The 17,636-nt window shown below is 54.6% G+C and carries 17 protein-coding genes; 9 read left to right on the top strand and 8 right to left on the bottom strand.

The genetic code is table 11. The features are described from left to right. Positions 1-18 precede the first annotated feature (18 nt). The 5 genes from dnaE to tilS all read left to right on the top strand — a co-directional run bounded on the left by dnaE (position 19) and on the right by tilS (position 8,507). Complete coding sequence (gene dnaE / locus ACOT1A_RS22275; protein WP_017694479.1) at positions 19-3,501, top strand: DNA polymerase III subunit alpha; 3,483 nt, start codon at positions 19-21, stop codon at positions 3,499-3,501. 12 nt (positions 3,502-3,513) lie between these two features. Continuing rightward, a complete protein-coding gene (accA, locus tag ACOT1A_RS22270) occupies positions 3,514-4,473 on the top strand; it encodes an acetyl-CoA carboxylase carboxyl transferase subunit alpha (RefSeq protein WP_003856154.1) in 960 nt (319 codons plus the stop codon). A 100-nt stretch (positions 4,474-4,573) separates the two neighbouring features. Next, on the top strand, positions 4,574-6,706 hold the full coding sequence (locus ACOT1A_RS22265) for a lysine decarboxylase LdcC (protein ID WP_276170385.1): 2,133 nt from the start codon (positions 4,574-4,576) through the stop codon (positions 6,704-6,706). A gap of 66 nt (positions 6,707-6,772) precedes the next feature. Next, complete coding sequence (locus tag ACOT1A_RS22260) at positions 6,773-7,162, top strand: VOC family protein (protein ID WP_045308085.1); 390 nt, start codon at positions 6,773-6,775, stop codon at positions 7,160-7,162. A gap of 58 nt (positions 7,163-7,220) precedes the next feature. Then, entirely contained in the window at positions 7,221-8,507 is a 1,287-nt protein-coding gene (gene tilS, locus ACOT1A_RS22255; RefSeq protein WP_105323027.1) for a tRNA lysidine(34) synthetase TilS, read from the top strand. Positions 8,508-8,533: 26 nt separating this feature from the next. Here the strand turns inward: tilS and rof are convergent, their stop codons facing one another. Beyond that, positions 8,534-8,794: a Rho-binding antiterminator gene (rof, locus tag ACOT1A_RS22250; protein WP_003856148.1), complete on the bottom strand. Its 261-nt coding sequence runs from the start codon at positions 8,792-8,794 to the stop codon at positions 8,534-8,536. Next, a complete protein-coding gene (locus ACOT1A_RS22245; RefSeq protein WP_003856146.1) occupies positions 8,781-8,981 on the bottom strand; it encodes a YaeP family protein in 201 nt (66 codons plus the stop codon). The genes rof and ACOT1A_RS22245 overlap by 14 nt, the downstream gene beginning before the upstream one ends. Before the next feature lie 195 nt (positions 8,982-9,176). On the opposite strand from ACOT1A_RS22245, the gene ACOT1A_RS22240 reads away from it, so the two are divergent. From ACOT1A_RS22240 to nlpE, 3 genes are read left to right on the top strand one after another with little or no spacing between them, the layout of a single operon-like run. Next, complete coding sequence (locus ACOT1A_RS22240) at positions 9,177-9,722, top strand: YaeQ family protein (RefSeq protein WP_022647118.1); 546 nt, start codon at positions 9,177-9,179, stop codon at positions 9,720-9,722. Further along, entirely contained in the window at positions 9,719-10,135 is a 417-nt protein-coding gene (gene arfB / locus ACOT1A_RS22235) for an alternative ribosome rescue aminoacyl-tRNA hydrolase ArfB (protein ID WP_022647119.1), read from the top strand. Before ACOT1A_RS22240 ends, arfB begins: the two co-directional genes overlap by 4 nt. 39 nt (positions 10,136-10,174) lie before the next feature. Further along, the gene (nlpE, locus tag ACOT1A_RS22230) at positions 10,175-10,873 is read left to right on the top strand and encodes an envelope stress response activation lipoprotein NlpE (protein WP_006810026.1); all 699 of its coding nucleotides are present in this window, start codon (positions 10,175-10,177) and stop codon (positions 10,871-10,873) included. A 46-nt stretch (positions 10,874-10,919) separates the two neighbouring features. Here the strand turns inward: nlpE and proS are convergent, their stop codons facing one another. From proS to metN, 6 genes are all read right to left on the bottom strand, one after another. Next, a complete protein-coding gene (gene proS, locus ACOT1A_RS22225) occupies positions 10,920-12,638 on the bottom strand; it encodes a proline--tRNA ligase (protein WP_063926286.1) in 1,719 nt (572 codons plus the stop codon). Positions 12,639-12,751: 113 nt separating this feature from the next. Beyond that, positions 12,752-13,459, bottom strand: coding sequence for a tRNA (N6-threonylcarbamoyladenosine(37)-N6)-methyltransferase TrmO (tsaA, locus tag ACOT1A_RS22220; protein ID WP_023299375.1), 708 nt, complete (start codon positions 13,457-13,459; stop codon positions 12,752-12,754). Then, positions 13,456-13,860: an Rcs stress response system protein RcsF gene (gene rcsF / locus ACOT1A_RS22215; RefSeq protein ID WP_003856133.1), complete on the bottom strand. Its 405-nt coding sequence runs from the start codon at positions 13,858-13,860 to the stop codon at positions 13,456-13,458. The genes tsaA and rcsF overlap by 4 nt, the downstream gene beginning before the upstream one ends. Positions 13,861-13,966: 106 nt before the next feature. After that, complete coding sequence (gene metQ / locus ACOT1A_RS22210; RefSeq protein ID WP_006810023.1) at positions 13,967-14,782, bottom strand: methionine ABC transporter substrate-binding lipoprotein MetQ; 816 nt, start codon at positions 14,780-14,782, stop codon at positions 13,967-13,969. 40 nt (positions 14,783-14,822) lie between these two features. Then, positions 14,823-15,476: a methionine ABC transporter permease MetI gene (locus tag ACOT1A_RS22205; protein ID WP_003856130.1), complete on the bottom strand. Its 654-nt coding sequence runs from the start codon at positions 15,474-15,476 to the stop codon at positions 14,823-14,825. Further along, on the bottom strand, positions 15,469-16,500 hold the full coding sequence (metN, locus tag ACOT1A_RS22200) for a methionine ABC transporter ATP-binding protein MetN (protein ID WP_023299376.1): 1,032 nt from the start codon (positions 16,498-16,500) through the stop codon (positions 15,469-15,471). The genes ACOT1A_RS22205 and metN overlap by 8 nt, the downstream gene beginning before the upstream one ends. Before the next feature lie 188 nt (positions 16,501-16,688). On the opposite strand from metN, the gene gmhB reads away from it, so the two are divergent. Continuing rightward, the gene (gene gmhB, locus ACOT1A_RS22195) at positions 16,689-17,255 is read left to right on the top strand and encodes a D-glycero-beta-D-manno-heptose 1,7-bisphosphate 7-phosphatase (protein ID WP_022647122.1); all 567 of its coding nucleotides are present in this window, start codon (positions 16,689-16,691) and stop codon (positions 17,253-17,255) included. Positions 17,256-17,636: the final 381 nt, after the last annotated feature.

The following is a 17,636-nucleotide window of genomic DNA, read 5'->3' as shown; positions in this document are numbered from 1 at the left end:
GTAACGCGGGATCTGAAGATGGCTGAACCACGTTTCGTACACCTGCGGGTGCATAGCGACTACTCCATGATCGATGGGCTGGCAAAGACCGGGCCGCTGGTAAAGAAGGCGGCCTCGCTTGGCATGCCTGCGCTGGCGATCACCGATTTTACCAACCTGTGTGGCCTGGTGAAGTTCTACGGAACGGCGCATGGCGCAGGATTAAAGCCCATCGTCGGCGCGGATTTCCACGTGCAGAGCGACCTGCTCGGCGATGAGATGACGCAAATTTCCGTGTTAGCCATGAATAACACGGGCTATCAGAACCTCACTCTGCTGATCTCAAAAGCCTACCAGCGCGGCTACGGCGCGCTGGGTCCATGGATTGACCGCGACTGGCTGGCGGAGCTGAACGAAGGTCTGCTGCTGATCTCCGGTGGCCGTATGGGGGATGTTGGCAAATGTCTGCTGCGCGGTAACAACGCGCTGGTGGATCAGTGCGTCTCGTTCTACGAAGAGTATTTCCCGGATCGCTATTACCTGGAGCTGATCCGTACCGGGCGTGCGGATGAAGAGAGCTACCTGCATGCGGCCGTCGCACTGGCGGAAGCGCGTGGCCTGCCTGTGGTGGCCACCAACGATGTGCGCTTCCTTGAGGCGGGCGATTTTGACGCGCATGAAATTCGCGTCGCTATCCACGACGGCTTCACCCTCGACGATCCGAAACGTCCTCGCAACTACTCATCGCAGCAGTACATGCGCAGCGAAGAGGAAATGTGTGAGCTCTTCTCCGACATCCCGGAAGCGCTGGAAAATAGCGTAGAGATTGCCAAGCGCTGCAACGTCACCGTGCGTCTCGGCGAATATTTCCTGCCGCAGTTCCCGACGGGCGACATGACCACGGAAGATTTCCTGGTCATGAAATCGAAAGAGGGCCTTGAAGAGCGTCTGGAATTCCTCTTCCCGGATGAAGCGGTCCGTAAAGAGAAGCGTCCTGAATATGACGAGCGTCTGGATATTGAACTCCAGGTGATCAACCAGATGGGGTTCCCTGGCTACTTCCTGATCGTAATGGAGTTCATCCAGTGGTCGAAGGATAACGGCGTACCGGTTGGCCCGGGCCGTGGTTCAGGTGCCGGCTCGCTGGTGGCGTATGCGCTGAAAATCACCGACCTCGATCCGCTGGAATTCGACCTGCTGTTCGAACGTTTCCTCAACCCGGAACGTGTCTCCATGCCCGACTTTGACGTCGACTTCTGCATGGAAAAACGCGACCAGGTGATTGAGCACGTGGCCGATATGTACGGTCGTGATGCGGTTTCACAGATCATTACCTTCGGTACGATGGCGGCGAAAGCGGTTATCCGCGACGTGGGCCGCGTTCTGGGCCACCCCTACGGTTTTGTCGATCGAATCTCTAAGCTGGTGCCGCCCGATCCGGGCATGACCCTGGCGAAAGCCTTTGAAGCTGAACCTCAGCTGCCGGAAATCTACGAAGCCGACGAAGAGGTGAAAGCGCTGATCGACATGGCGCGCAAGCTGGAGGGCGTCACGCGTAACGCCGGTAAGCATGCGGGGGGCGTGGTTATTGCCCCGACCAAAATCACCGACTTCGCGCCGCTGTACTGCGATGAAGCGGGCCAGCATCCGGTCACCCAGTTCGACAAGAACGACGTTGAATACGCCGGGCTTGTGAAGTTCGACTTCCTTGGTTTGCGTACGCTGACCATCATCAACTGGGCGCTGGAGATGATCAACGCCCGCCGTGAGAAGAACGGCGAGCCGCCGCTGGATATCGCGGCTATCCCGCTTGATGACAAGAAAAGTTTCGACATGCTGCAACGCTCCGAGACGACAGCCGTCTTCCAGCTTGAATCCCGCGGCATGAAAGATTTGATTAAGCGTCTGCAACCAGACTGCTTCGAAGATATGATCGCGCTGGTGGCTCTGTTCCGTCCGGGCCCGTTGCAGTCGGGGATGGTAGATAACTTTATCGACCGTAAGCACGGGCGCGAAGAGATTTCTTATCCGGATGTGCAGTGGCAGCATGAAAGCCTGAAACCGGTACTGGAGCCAACCTACGGCATCATCCTGTATCAGGAACAGGTCATGCAGATCGCCCAGGTGCTTTCTGGTTACACCCTTGGCGGCGCAGATATGTTGCGTCGTGCGATGGGTAAGAAAAAGCCGGAAGAGATGGCCAAGCAGCGTTCTATCTTTGAAGATGGGGCGAAGAAAAACGGCGTCGATGGCGAACTGGCGATGAAAATCTTCGACCTGGTGGAGAAATTCGCCGGGTACGGATTTAACAAATCCCACTCCGCCGCTTATGCTTTGGTGTCGTATCAAACGCTGTGGCTGAAGGCTCACTATCCCGCTGAGTTTATGGCGGCGGTAATGACCGCCGATATGGACAACACCGAGAAGGTGGTTGGCCTGGTGGATGAGTGCTGGCGCATGGGGCTGAAGATCCTGCCGCCGGATATTAACTCGGGCCTGTACCATTTCCACGTCAACGATGACGGGGAAATCGTCTATGGGATCGGCGCGATCAAGGGCGTGGGTGAGGGGCCGATCGAGGCGATCATCGAAGCGCGTAACAACGGCGGCTATTTCCGTGAGCTGTTCGACCTGTGCGCCCGCACCGATACCAAAAAACTGAACCGCCGCGTGCTGGAAAAACTGATCATGTCCGGTGCGTTTGACCGGCTGGGGCCACACCGCGCCGCGCTGATGAACTCGCTCGGCGATGCGCTGAAAGCGGCCGATCAGCATGCTAAAGCGGAAGCCATTGGTCAGGCGGATATGTTCGGTGTGCTGGCGGAAGAGCCAGAGCAGATCGAGCAGTCCTATTCCAACTGCCAGCCGTGGCCAGAACAGGTGGTGCTGGATGGGGAGCGTGAGACGTTAGGCCTGTACCTGACGGGACACCCGATCAACCAATATCTGAAAGAAATTGAGCGCTATGTCGGCGGCCACAGGCTTAAAGACATGCATCCGACAGAACGTGGTAAAATCACCACGGCTGCGGGGCTCGTGATTGCTGCAAGGGTAATGGTCACCAAGCGCGGCAATCGTATCGGCATCTGTACCCTGGATGACCGTTCCGGGCGTCTGGAGGTGATGTTGTTCACCGACGCGCTGGATAAATACCAGCAATTGCTGGAAAAAGACCGCATACTTATCGTCAGCGGACAGGTCAGCTTTGATGACTTCAGCGGGGGGCTTAAAATGACCGCCCGCGAAGTGATGGACATTGACGAAGCCCGTGAAAAATATGCTCGCGGGCTTGCTATCTCGCTGACGGACAGGCAAATTGATGACCAGCTTTTAAACCGACTCCGTCAGTCTCTGGAACCCCACCGCTCGGGGACCATTCCAGTACATCTCTACTATCAGAGGGCGGATGCACGTGCGCGGTTGCGCTTTGGTGCAACGTGGCGTGTCTCTCCGAGCGATCGTTTACTGAACGATCTCCGTGGCCTCATTGGTTCGGAGCAGGTGGAACTGGAGTTTGACTAATACAGGAATACTATGAGTCTGAATTTCCTTGATTTCGAACAGCCGATTGCAGAGCTGGAAGCGAAAATCGATTCTCTGACAGCCGTAAGCCGTCAGGATGAAAAACTGGATATTAACATCGACGAAGAAGTGCATCGTCTGCGTGAAAAAAGCGTAGAACTGACGCGCAAAATCTTTGCCGATCTCGGCGCATGGCAGATCGCCCAGCTGGCGCGTCATCCACAGCGTCCGTACACCCTGGATTATGTCCGCCTGGCGTTTGACGAATTTGACGAACTGGCAGGCGACCGCGCATACGCTGACGATAAAGCTATCGTCGGCGGTATCGCGCGTCTTGATGGACGTCCGGTGATGATCATTGGTCACCAGAAAGGCCGTGAAACCAAAGAGAAGATCCGTCGTAACTTCGGTATGCCAGCACCAGAAGGCTACCGTAAGGCCCTGCGTCTGATGGAGATGGCTGAGCGTTTCAATATGCCAATCATCACCTTCATCGACACACCGGGTGCTTACCCGGGTGTTGGCGCAGAAGAGCGCGGTCAGTCTGAAGCCATCGCACGCAACCTGCGTGAGATGTCTCGCCTGAAAGTGCCGGTCATCTGTACCGTTATCGGTGAAGGTGGTTCCGGCGGTGCGCTGGCAATTGGCGTGGGCGATAAAGTGAATATGCTGCAGTACAGCACTTATTCCGTTATCTCTCCGGAAGGCTGTGCCTCCATTCTGTGGAAAAGTGCCGATAAAGCGCCGCTGGCTGCGGAAGCGATGGGCATCATTGCCCCACGTCTGAAAGAGCTGAAGCTGATCGACACCGTTATCCCTGAACCGCTGGGTGGTGCGCACCGTAAGCCGGAAGTGATGGCTGCTTCCCTGAAAGCGCAGCTGCTGGCAGATCTGGCGGATCTGGACGTGCTGAGCACAGAAGATCTGCTCAACCGTCGTTATCAGCGTCTGATGACCTACGGTTACGCGTAAGCCTCACAATTATCCTAAAAGCCGCACATTGTTGCGGCTTTTTTTATACCTGCCGTTTACCTTAACTATGCTTATCTGATGTTTTTCAAGGAGGTAATCCATGAACATCATTGCCATCATGGGGCCACACGGCGTCTTTTATAAAGACGAACCCATCAAGGAGCTGGAGCAAGCCCTTAAAGCACGCGGATATCAGCTAATCTGGCCGCAAAACAGCGCCGACCTGCTGAAATTCATCGAACACAATCCGCGCATCTGTGGCGTGATATTCGACTGGGACGAATACGACATGGAGTTGTGCAGCGAGATCAATAAGCTCAACGAATATCTTCCGCTGTACGCCTTTATCAACACTCACTCGACCATGGACGTCAGCGCCCACGATATGCGTATGGCGCTGTGGTTCTTCGAATACTCACTCGGCGTTGCCGAGGACATTGCGACCCGCATTCAGCAGTACACCGGCGAATACCTTGATAACATCACCCCGCCGTTTACGCGTGCGCTGTTCACCTATGTGAATGAAGGGAAGTACACCTTCTGTACGCCAGGCCACATGGCGGGAACGGCCTATCAAAAAAGCCCGGTAGGGTGCCTGTTCTACGATTTCTTTGGCGGCAATACGCTGAAGGCGGACGTGTCGATTTCAGTGACCGAGCTGGGCTCGCTGCTGGATCATACCGGCCCGCATCTGGAAGCCGAAGAGTACATCGCCCGGACCTTTGGTGCCGAGCAGAGCTACATGGTGACCAACGGAACCTCGACATCGAACAAGATCGTCGGCATGTATGCCGCGCCTGCCGGTAGCACCCTGCTGATTGACCGGAACTGCCATAAATCACTGGCGCATTTGCTGATGATGAGTGACGTCGTGCCGCTCTGGCTGTCTCCCACGCGTAATGCGCTGGGGATCCTCGGCGGCATTCCTCGCCGTGAGTTCGCGCATGAAGCCATTGAAAATAAGATCGCGGAGATCCCCGAGGCAAGCTGGCCTGTGCATGCGGTGATCACCAACTCCACCTATGACGGGCTGCTTTACAACACGAACTGGATCAAGCAGACGCTGGACGTGCCGTCGATTCACTTTGACTCCGCGTGGGTGCCTTACACCAATTTCCACCCGATTTACTCGGGTAAAAGTGGGATGAGCGGCGAGCGGGTGCCGGGCAAGGTGTTCTTCGAGACGCAGTCGACGCACAAAATGCTGGCCGCGTTTTCCCAGGCGTCTCTCATTCACATCAAGGGTGAGTACGACGAGGACACCTTCAACGAAGCCTTCATGATGCACACGACCACGTCGCCCAGCTACCCGCTTGTGGCGTCCATCGAAACGGCGGCGGCGATGCTGCGCGGTAATCCGGGTAAACGCCTGATCAACCGATCGGTGGAGCGGGCGCTGCATTTCCGCAAAGAAGTTCAGCGTCTTAAAGATGAAGCGGACGGCTGGTTCTTTGATATCTGGCAGCCGGAAGAGATTGATGAAGCAGAATGCTGGCCCGTCGCGCCGGGGGAGAACTGGCACGGTTTTCGGGATGCTGATGCAGACCACATGTTCCTTGATCCGGTTAAGGTGACGATCCAGACGCCGGGCATGGATGAGCAGGGTGTGATGGGTGAGGAAGGGATCCCGGCTGCGCTGGTGGCGAAGTTCCTTGATGAGCGCGGCGTGGTGGTGGAGAAAACCGGCCCCTATAATTTGCTGTTCCTGTTCAGTATCGGGATCGATAAAACCCGCGCGATGGGGCTGCTGCGCGGACTGATGGAGTTTAAGCGCGCATACGATCTTAACCTGCGGGTGAAGAATATGCTGCCGGATCTCTACGCGGAAGATCCTGACTTCTACCGCAATATGCGTATTCAGGATCTGGCCCAGGGGATCCACAGGCTGATCCGCCAGCACGATCTGCCGCGCCTGATGCTGCAGGCATTTGATGTTCTGCCTGAAATGAAGCTGACGCCGCACAGGGCGTGGCAGCGCCAGGTGAAAGGGGAGGTTGAAACCATTGAGCTGGAGAACCTGGTCGGGCGGGTATCAGCCAACATGATCCTGCCTTATCCGCCGGGCGTACCGCTGCTGATGCCGGGCGAGATGATCACCGAGGAGAGCCGGGCGGTGCTCGATTTCCTGCTGATGCTCTGTTCGATAGGGCGCCACTATCCGGGCTTTGAGACGGATATTCACGGTGCGAAACGCGATGATAACGGCGTGTACTGGGTGAGAGTCCTAAAATAAAAGGGGCCGCTTGCCAGGGGCGGGTTGTCGGTTGTAACGTTCAGGGCACCATAAAAAGGAGAAACTATGCTGGGTTTAAAAGCTGTTCATCATATTGCGATCATTGCCACCGATTACGCGAAAAGTAAGGCCTTTTACTGCGACATTCTCGGCTTTACGCTGTTGAGCGAGGCCTACCGCGAGGAGCGCGATTCCTGGAAAGGCGATCTGGCGTTAAACGGACAATATGTGATTGAACTGTTCTCTTTTCCTTTCCCGCCAGCGCGTCCTTCGCGCCCGGAAGCCTGCGGCCTGCGCCACCTGGCCTTCAGCGTCGATAACCTGGACAGCGCGGTAAAGCATCTGGAAGCCCACGGCGTGGCCTGTGAAGCGATTCGTGTCGATCCCTTTACCGATAAACGTTTCACTTTTTTCAACGATCCGGACGGGCTGCCGCTGGAGCTTTATCAGCAGTAATCGCCGTCATGTGTGATAATGCCCGTTCAGTTCGGGCATTTTTTATGTGTAATTTCCTATGACCTTACCCGCTATCGCGCACGCCGTTTCACCCTACCGCCAGCTGCTGGTGGGGTTCAGCGGTGGCCTGGATTCCACCGTTTTGCTGCACCGTCTTAAGCTCTGGCGCGACCGTGAGCCTGACGTCCAGCTGCGGGCGATGCATATCCATCACGGCTTAAGCCCCCATGCCGACGACTGGGTGGCGCACTGCGAAGCGGTGTGCTCAGGGTGGGCGATCCCGCTAATCGTTGAACGCGTCACGCTTGAGGATGAAGGGCTGGGTATTGAGGCGCAGGCGCGCAAAGCCCGCTACGCCGCGTTTTCCGGCGCGTTACAGCCTGGAGAAGCGTTGGTCACCGCGCAGCATCTGGACGACCAGTGCGAGACGTTTTTACTGGCGCTCAAGCGGGGCAGCGGGCCTGCGGGTTTATCCGCCATGCCTGAGCGTGCTGGTTTTGCTGAAACAGAGCTCATCCGCCCGCTACTGGGTGAGACGCGCGCATCACTGGAAGCCTGGGCGCAGCAACATCATCTGCGCTGGATTGAAGACGAAAGCAATCAGGACGACAGTTACGACCGTAACTTCCTGCGCCTGCGCGTCTTACCGCTGCTGAGTGAGCGCTGGGCCCATTTTTCCGAAGCGGTGGCCAGAAGTGCCATGCTTTGTGCTGAACAGGAAAGCTTGCTGGATGAGTTGCTGAGCGGGGAGCTGAATACGCTGACTACCGCTGACGGTGCCCTTAACATTGCGCCGTTGAAAGTGATGAGCCCCGTGCGTCGGGCTGCTCTGATTCGTCGCTGGCTGGCTTCCCACCGTGCGGTTATGCCGTCCCGGGCGATGCTCAACCGTATCTGGGAAGAAGTTGCACAGGCGCGGGAAGATGCCGCACCGTGTATACGCCTGAATGGTTATGACGTCAGGCGCTATAAAGAGCAACTCTGGTGGGTGAAATCTGTGCCGTCGCTGGCTGACGTTGTGCTTGACTGGCCGTCGCCGGAAAAAGCATTAACGCTACCGTTGAATGCCGGTGTCGTTGCGTTAAGCCATTCGGGCAATGTGCGTCTACCTGAGCCGGACGAGAACGTCACCATACGCTTCAGGGCCAGCGGCATGCTGCATATCGTTGGGCGTAACGGCGGGCGTAAACTGAAGAAAATCTGGCAGGAACAGAACGTTCCGCCCTGGCGACGTGATACCACGCCGCTTCTGTTTTACGGCGACACGCTCATCGCGGCGGCAGGTGTGTTTATTACCCAGGAAGGGTGGGCTGAAGCGGGTGTCAATTTTGAATGGAAAGCGTAACGGGCAGCCTGGCTGCCCGTTGGTTATCAGGATTCGCTTACCACGACGGTGCCGATTTCCGGATGGCTGAAACTGGCAATTTTGTCGAGGCGTAGCTCACGCGTTGCACCTGCATCTTCCACAACCAGGTATTCCACATTTTTACGGGAAACCAGATCGCTGGCCTTTGCCTTTAGCACTTCGCCATCTTTTAGCTCCAGCGTCAGTATTAAATGATGCTGGCAGGCGAGTTCGAGGTTGTCATAGTCATCACAATTGATGGGTTGATAGGTATCATTCATCGACATAATCGCTCACCAGTAAATTCGCCGCAGCATACGCTGCTTTTTCCCTGACCGATTCAGAAAGGCTCTCATCAGAGGCCACTTCATTCAGCACGTTCAATACACAGCCCAACGCATCCGGGATGTACCCCAGATCTCCGCTGGCAATTTCCGCATACCGTCTGCGAATCAACTCACAATAATTATTCACATCACCTCCTGCCAGCGTACTGACTTACTGTGAGATATCATTAAGCCTACGAAGTTAAACTCGGTTTAGCAAGGTGACTATACCATACTCATTTTAGCAATATCAGCGCCTTGATAACGGGGTACCACCACCTCGTAACAGCCTTTTGCTGCGGTTTTCGCTACAATGTACGCCTGATTCGAAAGGAGTTCTCTCATGGCGCTGAAAGCGACAATTTATAAAGCTGTGGTCAATGTGGCGGATCTTGACCGTAACCAGTTTCTGGATGCGTCATTGACGCTGGCGCGTCACCCTTCTGAAACCCAGGAGCGCATGATGCTGCGCCTGCTGGCGTGGATTAAGTATGCCGACGAGCGTCTGCAATTTACCCGTGGTTTAAGCGCGGAAGATGAACCGGAAGCCTGGCTGCGCAACGATCATCTGGGTATCGATTTATGGATTGAGCTTGGCCTGCCGGATGAACGCCGGATCAAAAAGGCGTGCACCCAGTCAGCTGAAGTGGCGTTGTTTGCCTATAACCAGCGCGCGGCGGAGATCTGGTGGCAGCAAAACAAAAATAAATGTGCGCAGTTCAAAAATCTTACCGTCTGGTATCTGGATGATGAACAACTGGCACAGCTGAGCGCATTCGCCAGCCGGACAATGGCGCTTCAGGCAACGATTCAGGACGGCGCCATCTGGCTTTCCGATTCTCAGAATAATCTGGAAATTCATCTCACGGCCTGGCAGCCCGTATCATGATTGAGTTGTCCCGAAACGTCAGCATCCCTGATCACGAGCTGGAGATCACCGCCATCCGTGCTCAGGGCGCAGGGGGGCAGCACGTTAACAAGGCCTCAACGGCTATCCATTTGCGCTTTGACATCCGGGCCTCCAGCCTGCCAGAGTATTATAAAGAAAGCCTGCTCGCCGCCAGCCATCATCTGATCACCAGTGAAGGTGTGATTGTGATTAAAGCGCAGGAATATCGCAGCCAGGAAATGAACCGGGAAGCGGCACTTTCCAGACTGGCGGCGGTCATAAAAGAGCTGACGGCTGTACAAAAAAGTCGCCGGGCAACACGTCCAACGCGGGCATCGAAAGAACGTCGGTTGTCATCGAAGGCGCAGAAATCCACCGTAAAGTCACTGCGTGGCAAAGTCCGTCACCCGTAATGTGACGAAAGGGACACACTTTTTCATAAGGAATGTATTGTGAAAAAAGCATTATTATCAGCGCTGGCCGTGACAAGCCTGTTCGCGCTTTTTGGCTGTAACAACCGTTCAGAAACACAGGTACTACAGCCAACGCAAAACGAAGAATTGAAGCCGATGCAGCAGAGCTGGCGCGGCGTATTGCCATGTGCAGATTGTGAAGGCATCGAAACCTCTCTGTTCCTGCAAAAAGATGGCACCTGGGTGATGAACCAGCGCTATCAGGGGGCGAAAGAGCCGTCTTCTTTTGCAACATACGGAACATGGGCGCGTACGGCTGAAAAGCTGGTATTGACTGATACCACGGGCGATAAAACGTATTTCCGCGCCAAAGGCGAGGGGATGGAGATGCTCGATCGCGAAGGCAATCCGATTGAATCCCAGTTCAACTACACGCTGGCCCCGGTAAAAGCGACCCTGCCTGCAACCCCAATGGCGATGCGAGGGATGTATTTCTACATGGCGGATGCGGCAATCTTCACTGACTGTGCAACCGGGAAGAAAGTCAGCGTGGCGAACAATGCCCAGCTGGAGCGTGACTATGCCGTCGCGCGCGGTAACGACAGCAAACCAGTGTTGCTGACGGTTGAAGGGCATTTTACGCTGGAGCCAAACCCCGATAGCGGTGAGCTGGTGAAAACGCTGGTGGCAGATAAAGACGCGAAGTTTGCTGCGGGTAAAGACTGCGAAAGCAAATAAGTTATAGCCATTAAAAAACCCCGCACTGGCGGGGTTTTTTTGTTTCTTAGCCTTTGATGGCTTTCACCAGGTAATCAAGAATGTCGCCCGTCTTGATCATCTGTTTTTCGCCGTTGCGACGGTACTTGTATTCAATCTCATCGCTGTCGAGGTTACGGTCGCCGATGACGATGGTGTGTGGAATACCGATCAGTTCCATATCAGCAAACATCACGCCAGGACGCTCTTTACGGTCATCCATCAGCACGTCGATACCTTTCGCGCTCAGCTCAGCGTAGAGTTTCTCTGCCAGCTCCTGCACGCGGTAAGACTTGTGCATGTTCATTGGCAGGATCGCCACCTGGAACGGCGCGATGTTATCCGGCCAGACGATTCCGCGTTCGTCATAGTTCTGCTCGATAGCGGCCGCAACAACGCGCGTTACCCCAATGCCGTAGCAGCCCATGGTCAGAACCTGGTTACGACCATCTTCGCCCTGAACGGCAGCGTTCATTGCGCGCGAGTACTTATCGCCCAGCTGGAAGATGTGGCCTACTTCGATACCGCGTTTGATCATCAGGGTACCCTTGCCGTCCGGGCTTGGATCGCCTGCGACCACGTTACGGATGTCAGCCACTTCCGGCGTCGCCACGTCACGATCCCAGTTGATGCCGAAGTAGTGTTTACCGTCGATGTTTGCGCCCGCAGCGAAGTCGCTCATCGCCGCAACGGTGCGGTCAATCACTACAGGAACAGGCATATTCACCGGACCCAGAGAACCTGGGCCTGCGTTCACCACGGCGCGGATTTCGGCTTCCGTCGCGAAGGTCAGCGGGCTGGCAACCTGCGGCAGCTTCTCGGCTTTCACTTCGTTCAGCTCGTGATCGCCACGGACCAGCAGGGCTACCAGCGGGTAAGCGCTGCCTTCAGCCGATTTCACCAGCAGGGTTTTGACCGTTTTTTCGATCGGCAGATTAAACTGTTCAACCAGCTCGGCGATGGTTTTCGCGTTTGGCGTATCAACCAGCGTCATCTCTTGCGTTGCCGCGCCGCGTGGTTCTTTTGGTGCCAGCGCTTCTGCGAACTCAATGTTGGCGGCGTAATCAGAGGAGTCAGAGAAAATTACATCGTCTTCGCCGCTCTGCGCCAGAACCTGGAATTCATGAGAGGCGCTGCCGCCGATTGAACCGGTATCAGCCTGTACAGCACGGAAATCCAGCCCCATGCGGGAGAAGATTTTGCTGTAGGCCGCGTACATTTTGTCGTAGGTCTCTTGCAGTGATTCCTGAGAAGTATGGAAAGAGTAGGCATCTTTCATCAGGAATTCGCGAGAGCGCATCACGCCAAAGCGTGGGCGCACTTCGTCACGGAACTTGGTTTGGATCTGGAAGAAGTTCAGCGGCAGCTGTTTGTAAGAGCTCAGCTCGTTACGGATCAGATCGGTGATCACTTCTTCATGCGTTGGGCCGAGGACGAATGGACGATCGCCACGATCGGCAATACGCAGCAGTTCAGGACCGTACTGCTCCCAGCGACCGCTCTCCTGCCACAGTTCTGAGGGCTGAACGACCGGCATTAACACCTCGATAGCACCGGCGTTGTTCATCTCTTCACGCACGATGTTTTCGACTTTTTTCAGGACGCGCACGCCGGTCGGCAGCCAGGTGTATAACCCGGAGGCCAGCTTGCGGATCATCCCGGCGCGCAGCATCAGCTGGTGGCTGATCACCTCGGCGTCGGCAGGTGTCTCCTTCAGAGTGGAGAGCAGATATTGGCTAGTACGCATGTTGTTACGGTTCCATTTCGACGATTGGAACAGGCTGAAACACCAGCCTGACACAAAAAAAAGTGGTTTAGTTTACCAGTGTGGCAAAGATGCCAAAAGAGAGGAGAACAAAATTACCTGGGTTCCAGGGCAAACACTTCAAAACCTGCATCAGTTACGCGCCAGCGCACGTTAAAGTCCAGCAGCCAGACGGCGTACGTTTTTCCTGCGTCTTCCTCTTTGCGGTAGGCGGGACGAGGGTCCTGCGCCAGGACTTCGACGATAAAGTCACGCAGACGAGGATAGCGCTTTTCCAGCTGGCTGATTTGCGTCGTTATTTCAGATGTGAAGTAAACCGGCATCTCTGCCTGTGGGGCGTCCTGAGCATAGCTTGCACGGGCATCCGGCAGCGCTTCGGCGAAGGGCAGGTAAGGTTTAATATCGATGACCGGCGTGCCATCAACCAGGTCAAGGCTACCTAACTCCAGGATCACCCGATCTTTCTGACAGCGTATCCCTTTCAGTTCGACCAGCGACATCCCGACTGGATTCGGTCGGAACGTTGAGCGGGTGGCAAAAACTCCCATTCTGGCATTTCCGCCCAGACGAGGAGGACGCACGGTAGGACGCCAGCCGCCTTCCATGGTCTGGTGAAACACAAACACCACCCATAAATGGCTGAATGCCTCAAGCCCGCGCACTGCATCGGCCTGATTATACGGCGCGACAAGATGCAGCTCGCCGCCGCCGTTAAGGACCAGTCCCGGCTGACGCGGCACGGCGAACTTTTCTTTATAAGGGGAGCGGATAACGCCTATCGGCTCGAACTGAAATGAACTCATTTCGCCGTGATGTTAAGCGCAGAACCGATACATACCGCCTGACGGTAGCAGCCCGGCGTACCACTGGTGACCTCGCAACTGTGCAGCAGCACCGCGTTGGCTTTCATTTTCGACGCGTTGATTTGCATACGCTTGCGGGCTGTTGGGATATTTGGAGGGGAGTCCTGATTCGTTGCCTGGCAGGATTCGCCGCTCACTTCGCCCAGTTCACGGAATGGCTTACCGACCAGCTCGTCGGCTTTAGTAATAATACGTACCGGCGCAGCGCGAGGCGCTTTCGGTTTTGCTGGCTCCGCTTTTGGCGGGGTTGCAGTGCTTTGAACGGGTTCAACAGGAGATCTGCTTAGCATAGAACAGCCGCTCAGCATCAGTGCTAAAAGACAGATCGGTAAAGCACGCATAATAGTTCCTCAGTGGATAATCAAAACGTCAGATATTGAAGCAGTTGACCGCACAAATGACAAGACGGGCAAATGCCCGTCTTGATGATATTACACTGAGGTGAGATTACCAGCCTTTAACCGCGCCGCCGTTAAACACCTTATTGGCTTCCTGGTAAACTTCTTCAGACTGATATGCCTGCAGGAATTTCTTCACGTTTTCCGCGTCCTTGTTGTCTTCGCGAGTCACGATCAGGTTGACGTACGGGGAATCTTTGTCTTCAACAAAGATGCCATCTTTCGCAGGGGTCAAACCGATCTGGCTGGCGTAAGTGGTGTTGATAACGGCCAGCGCGATCTGTGCATCGTCCAGAGAACGTGGCAGCTGAGGGGCTTCCAGCTCAACAATTTTCAGATTTTTCGGGTTTTCGGTCACGTCCAGAACGGTCGGCAACAGGCCAACACCTTCTTTCAGTTTAATCAGGCCCACTTTCTGGAGCAGAAGCAGCGAACGGCCAAGGTTGGTTGGGTCGTTAGGGACGGCAACCTGTGAACCCGGCTGGAGTTCATCCAGAGATTTAATTTTCTTGGAATAACCGGCAATCGGGTAAACGAAGGTGTTACCGACAGCAACCAGCTTGTAGCCGCGATCTTTGATCTGTTGATCCAGGTACGGTTTATGCTGGAAGGCGTTAGCGTCAATGTCGCCTTTGCTCAGCGCTTCGTTCGGCAGAACGTAATCGTTGAAGGTCACCAGCTCAACGTCCAGGCCATATTTTTCTTTCGCGATTTTCTGCGCGGCCTCAGCAACCTGCTGCTCTGCACCGACGATAACGCCTACTTTGATGTGGTTCGGATCTTTTTCGTCCTGACCGCAACCCACCAGTGCCAGCGAACCAATCAGTGCGCCTACTGCTGCAAAGGTCTTAAATTTAAACGCCATGTTATATCCTTAACTCGTCGAGTTTGTGTTGTTTGTAACGTTATTTATGCGTAACAGCCCGGACGATACGATCGCCAGAGAATTGAATTAAGTAAACCAGCACAACCAGCAATACCAGAACGGTATTCATTACGGTAGCGTTATAGCCAATATAGCCGTACTGATATCCAATCTGGCCTAAACCGCCAGCACCTACGGCGCCGCCCATTGCGGAATAACCGACCAGGGTGATAAGCGTGATGGTTGCTGCGTTCACCAGCCCAGGCAGCGCCTCTGGCAGCAGAACTTTGCGAACGATCTGCATTGGCGTCGCACCCATAGCGCGGGAAGCTTCGATCAGGCCGGTTGGGATTTCCAGCAGGGCGTTTTCCACCATACGGGCGATAAACGGTGCCGCGCCTACGGTCAGCGGGACAATAGCTGCCTGCAAACCAATCGACGTCCCGACGATCACGCGCGTAAACGGAATCATCCACACCAGCAGAATAATGAACGGAATAGACCGGAAAATGTTCACCAGCGCAGAGAGCGTGCGATACAGCTTCGCGTTTTCAATAATTTGACCCGGGCGCGTAACGTACAGCAGCACGCCGACCGGCAGCCCAATCACAAAACCAAAGAAGCCCGATACGAAGGTCATTGCCAGCGTTTCCCAAACGCCGCGAACCAGTAGCCACATCATCGGCTCAGACATAACCCAGTACCTCTACTTTTACGTGATGTTCTTGCAGCCAGGCAATTGCCGCCTGGGTTTCTTCCTGTGTGCCGTGCATTTCCGTCAGCATAATGCCGAACTTCACGCCACCGGCGTAGTCCATCTGCGCGCTAATAATGTTGTTATTCACGTTAAAGCGACGCGCGGTTTCGGACAGCAGCGGTGCGTCAACGGACTGGCCCGTGAACTCCATGCGCAGCATCGGGACGCTGTCAGGCGTTGCGTCTGCTTTTAAACGTTCCAGATAATCTTCCGGAATATCCAGATGCAGTGTGGACTGAATGAACTGCTGAGCCAGAGGCGTTTTCGGGTGCGAGAAGACTTCGCTGACCGTGTCCTGCTCAATCAGCTCACCGTTGCTGATGACGGCGACGCAGTCACAGATACGCTTCACCACGTCCATTTCGTGCGTAATAAGGAGGATAGTCAGGCCCAGACGACGGTTAATGTCTTTCAGCAGTTCCAGGATAGAACGCGTGGTGGCCGGATCTAACGCGCTGGTGGCTTCATCACACAGCAGCACTTTTGGGTTGCTTGCCAGCGCGCGAGCGATTGCTACACGCTGCTTTTGCCCGCCTGAGAGGTTGGCCGGGTAGCTGTCATGCTTATCACCCAGCCCAACCAGATCCAGCAGTTCGGTGACGCGTCGGGTAACCTCTTCTTTTGGTGTGTTATCCAGCTCCAGCGGCAACGCCACGTTTCCAAAAACCGTGCGTGAGGCCAGCAGGTTAAAGTGCTGGAAAATCATGCCAATCTGGCGACGCGCTTTGGTGAGTTCTTTTTCTGAGAGAGCGGTAAGCTCCTGGCCGCCAACTTCTACGCTGCCCTGGGTCGGGCGCTCAAGCAGGTTAACACACCGGATCAGCGTACTTTTACCCGCACCCGATGCGCCAATGACGCCATAAATCTGACCAGCAGGCACATGCAGGCTGACGTTGTTCAGCGCCTGAATGGTTCGGTTCCCCTGCTGGAACACTTTGGTGATATTGGAAAGTTTAATCATTAGATTATTTTTATCGTATGTAAGTTAGCCGTGGCATTTTCTTCTGCCAGATACGGGGAATGACCGTAAACAAAATGGATGTTAAGGCATCCAGACGTCTAAATCAATCCACCTCTGTGCGATGAGCACTTTATTGCGCTGCGATTCATGAGATACTAGCTGAACAAGCCTTTTTCAGGAGCAAACCGGTGGCAAAATCTGTACCCGCAATTTTTCTCGATCGTGACGGCACAATTAATGTGGATCACGGTTACGTCCATGAGATTGATGAGTTCGAATTTATTGAGGGCGTAATAGATGCCATGCGCCAGCTGAAAGAGATGGGCTATGCGCTGGTGGTGGTAACTAATCAGTCCGGTATCGCCCGGGGTAAATTCACCGAAGCGCAGTTCGAGACGCTGACGGAATGGATGGACTGGTCTCTGGCCGATCGTGGCGTCGATCTTGATGGCATCTATTATTGTCCGCATCATCCACAGGGAACAGTAGAAGCGTATCGTCAGACATGTGATTGCCGTAAGCCACACCCGGGCATGTTTATCTCTGCACAGGAATTCCTGCACATTGATATGGCCGCGTCTTTTATGGTGGGCGATAAACTGGAAGATATGCAGGCAGCGGCGGCGGCAGGTGTGGGAACCAAAGTATTAGTGCGGACCGGTAAACCAGTCACCCCAGAAGCAGAAAATGCAGCTGACTGGGTGATAACTAGTCTGGCAGATCTGCCAAAAGAGATTAAAAAGCACCAAAAATAGACGTTTTGGTGAAAAGGTGAGCGGTTGAAATAAAAATGCATTTTTCCGCTTGTCATTCCTCGGCGGCTCCCTATAATGCGCCTCCATCGACACGGCGGATGTGAATCACTTCACAGACTACCCGGTCGGTTGAAGAGAAAAAATCCTGAAATAACGGGTTGACTCTGAAAGAGGAAAGCGTAATATACGCCACCTCGCGACAGAGCGCTGAAGCGCGTCGCAACTGCTCTTTAACAATTTATCAGACAATCTGTGTGGGCACTCAAAGTGACATGGATTCTTAATGTCTCCGGACACTAAATGAATACCAAGTCTCTGAGTGAACACGTAATTCATTACGAAGTTTAATTCACGAGCATCAAACTTAAATTGAAGAGTTTG

It is taken from the genome of Enterobacter cloacae complex sp. SYL003 (assembly GCF_049236925.1).
Taxonomy (GTDB): domain Bacteria; phylum Pseudomonadota; class Gammaproteobacteria; order Enterobacterales; family Enterobacteriaceae; genus Enterobacter; species Enterobacter intestinihominis.
This window is presented reverse-complemented; position numbering and strand designations above follow the sequence as displayed.

Bases quoted from the DNA above. Each gene is read 5' to 3' on its own strand.
- metN (WP_023299376.1), bottom strand. From the start codon at position 16,500: ATGATTAAACTTTCCAATATCACCAAAGTGTTCCAGCAGGGGAACCGA.
- tsaA (WP_023299375.1), bottom strand. From the start codon at position 13,459: ATGAGTTCATTTCAGTTCGAGCCGATAGGCGTTATCCGCTCCCCTTAT.
- accA (WP_003856154.1), top strand. From the start codon at position 3,514: ATGAGTCTGAATTTCCTTGATTTCGAACAGCCGATTGCAGAGCTGGAA.
- ACOT1A_RS22260 (WP_045308085.1), top strand. From the start codon at position 6,773: ATGCTGGGTTTAAAAGCTGTTCATCATATTGCGATCATTGCCACCGAT.
- rof (WP_003856148.1), bottom strand. From the start codon at position 8,794: ATGTCGATGAATGATACCTATCAACCCATCAATTGTGATGACTATGAC.
- ACOT1A_RS22265 (WP_276170385.1), top strand. From the start codon at position 4,574: ATGAACATCATTGCCATCATGGGGCCACACGGCGTCTTTTATAAAGAC.
- rcsF (WP_003856133.1), bottom strand. From the start codon at position 13,860: ATGCGTGCTTTACCGATCTGTCTTTTAGCACTGATGCTGAGCGGCTGT.
- metQ (WP_006810023.1), bottom strand. From the start codon at position 14,782: ATGGCGTTTAAATTTAAGACCTTTGCAGCAGTAGGCGCACTGATTGGT.
- ACOT1A_RS22240 (WP_022647118.1), top strand. From the start codon at position 9,177: ATGGCGCTGAAAGCGACAATTTATAAAGCTGTGGTCAATGTGGCGGAT.
- proS (WP_063926286.1), bottom strand. From the start codon at position 12,638: ATGCGTACTAGCCAATATCTGCTCTCCACTCTGAAGGAGACACCTGCC.
- dnaE (WP_017694479.1), top strand. From the start codon at position 19: ATGGCTGAACCACGTTTCGTACACCTGCGGGTGCATAGCGACTACTCC.
- arfB (WP_022647119.1), top strand. From the start codon at position 9,719: ATGATTGAGTTGTCCCGAAACGTCAGCATCCCTGATCACGAGCTGGAG.
- tilS (WP_105323027.1), top strand. From the start codon at position 7,221: ATGACCTTACCCGCTATCGCGCACGCCGTTTCACCCTACCGCCAGCTG.
- ACOT1A_RS22205 (WP_003856130.1), bottom strand. From the start codon at position 15,476: ATGTCTGAGCCGATGATGTGGCTACTGGTTCGCGGCGTTTGGGAAACG.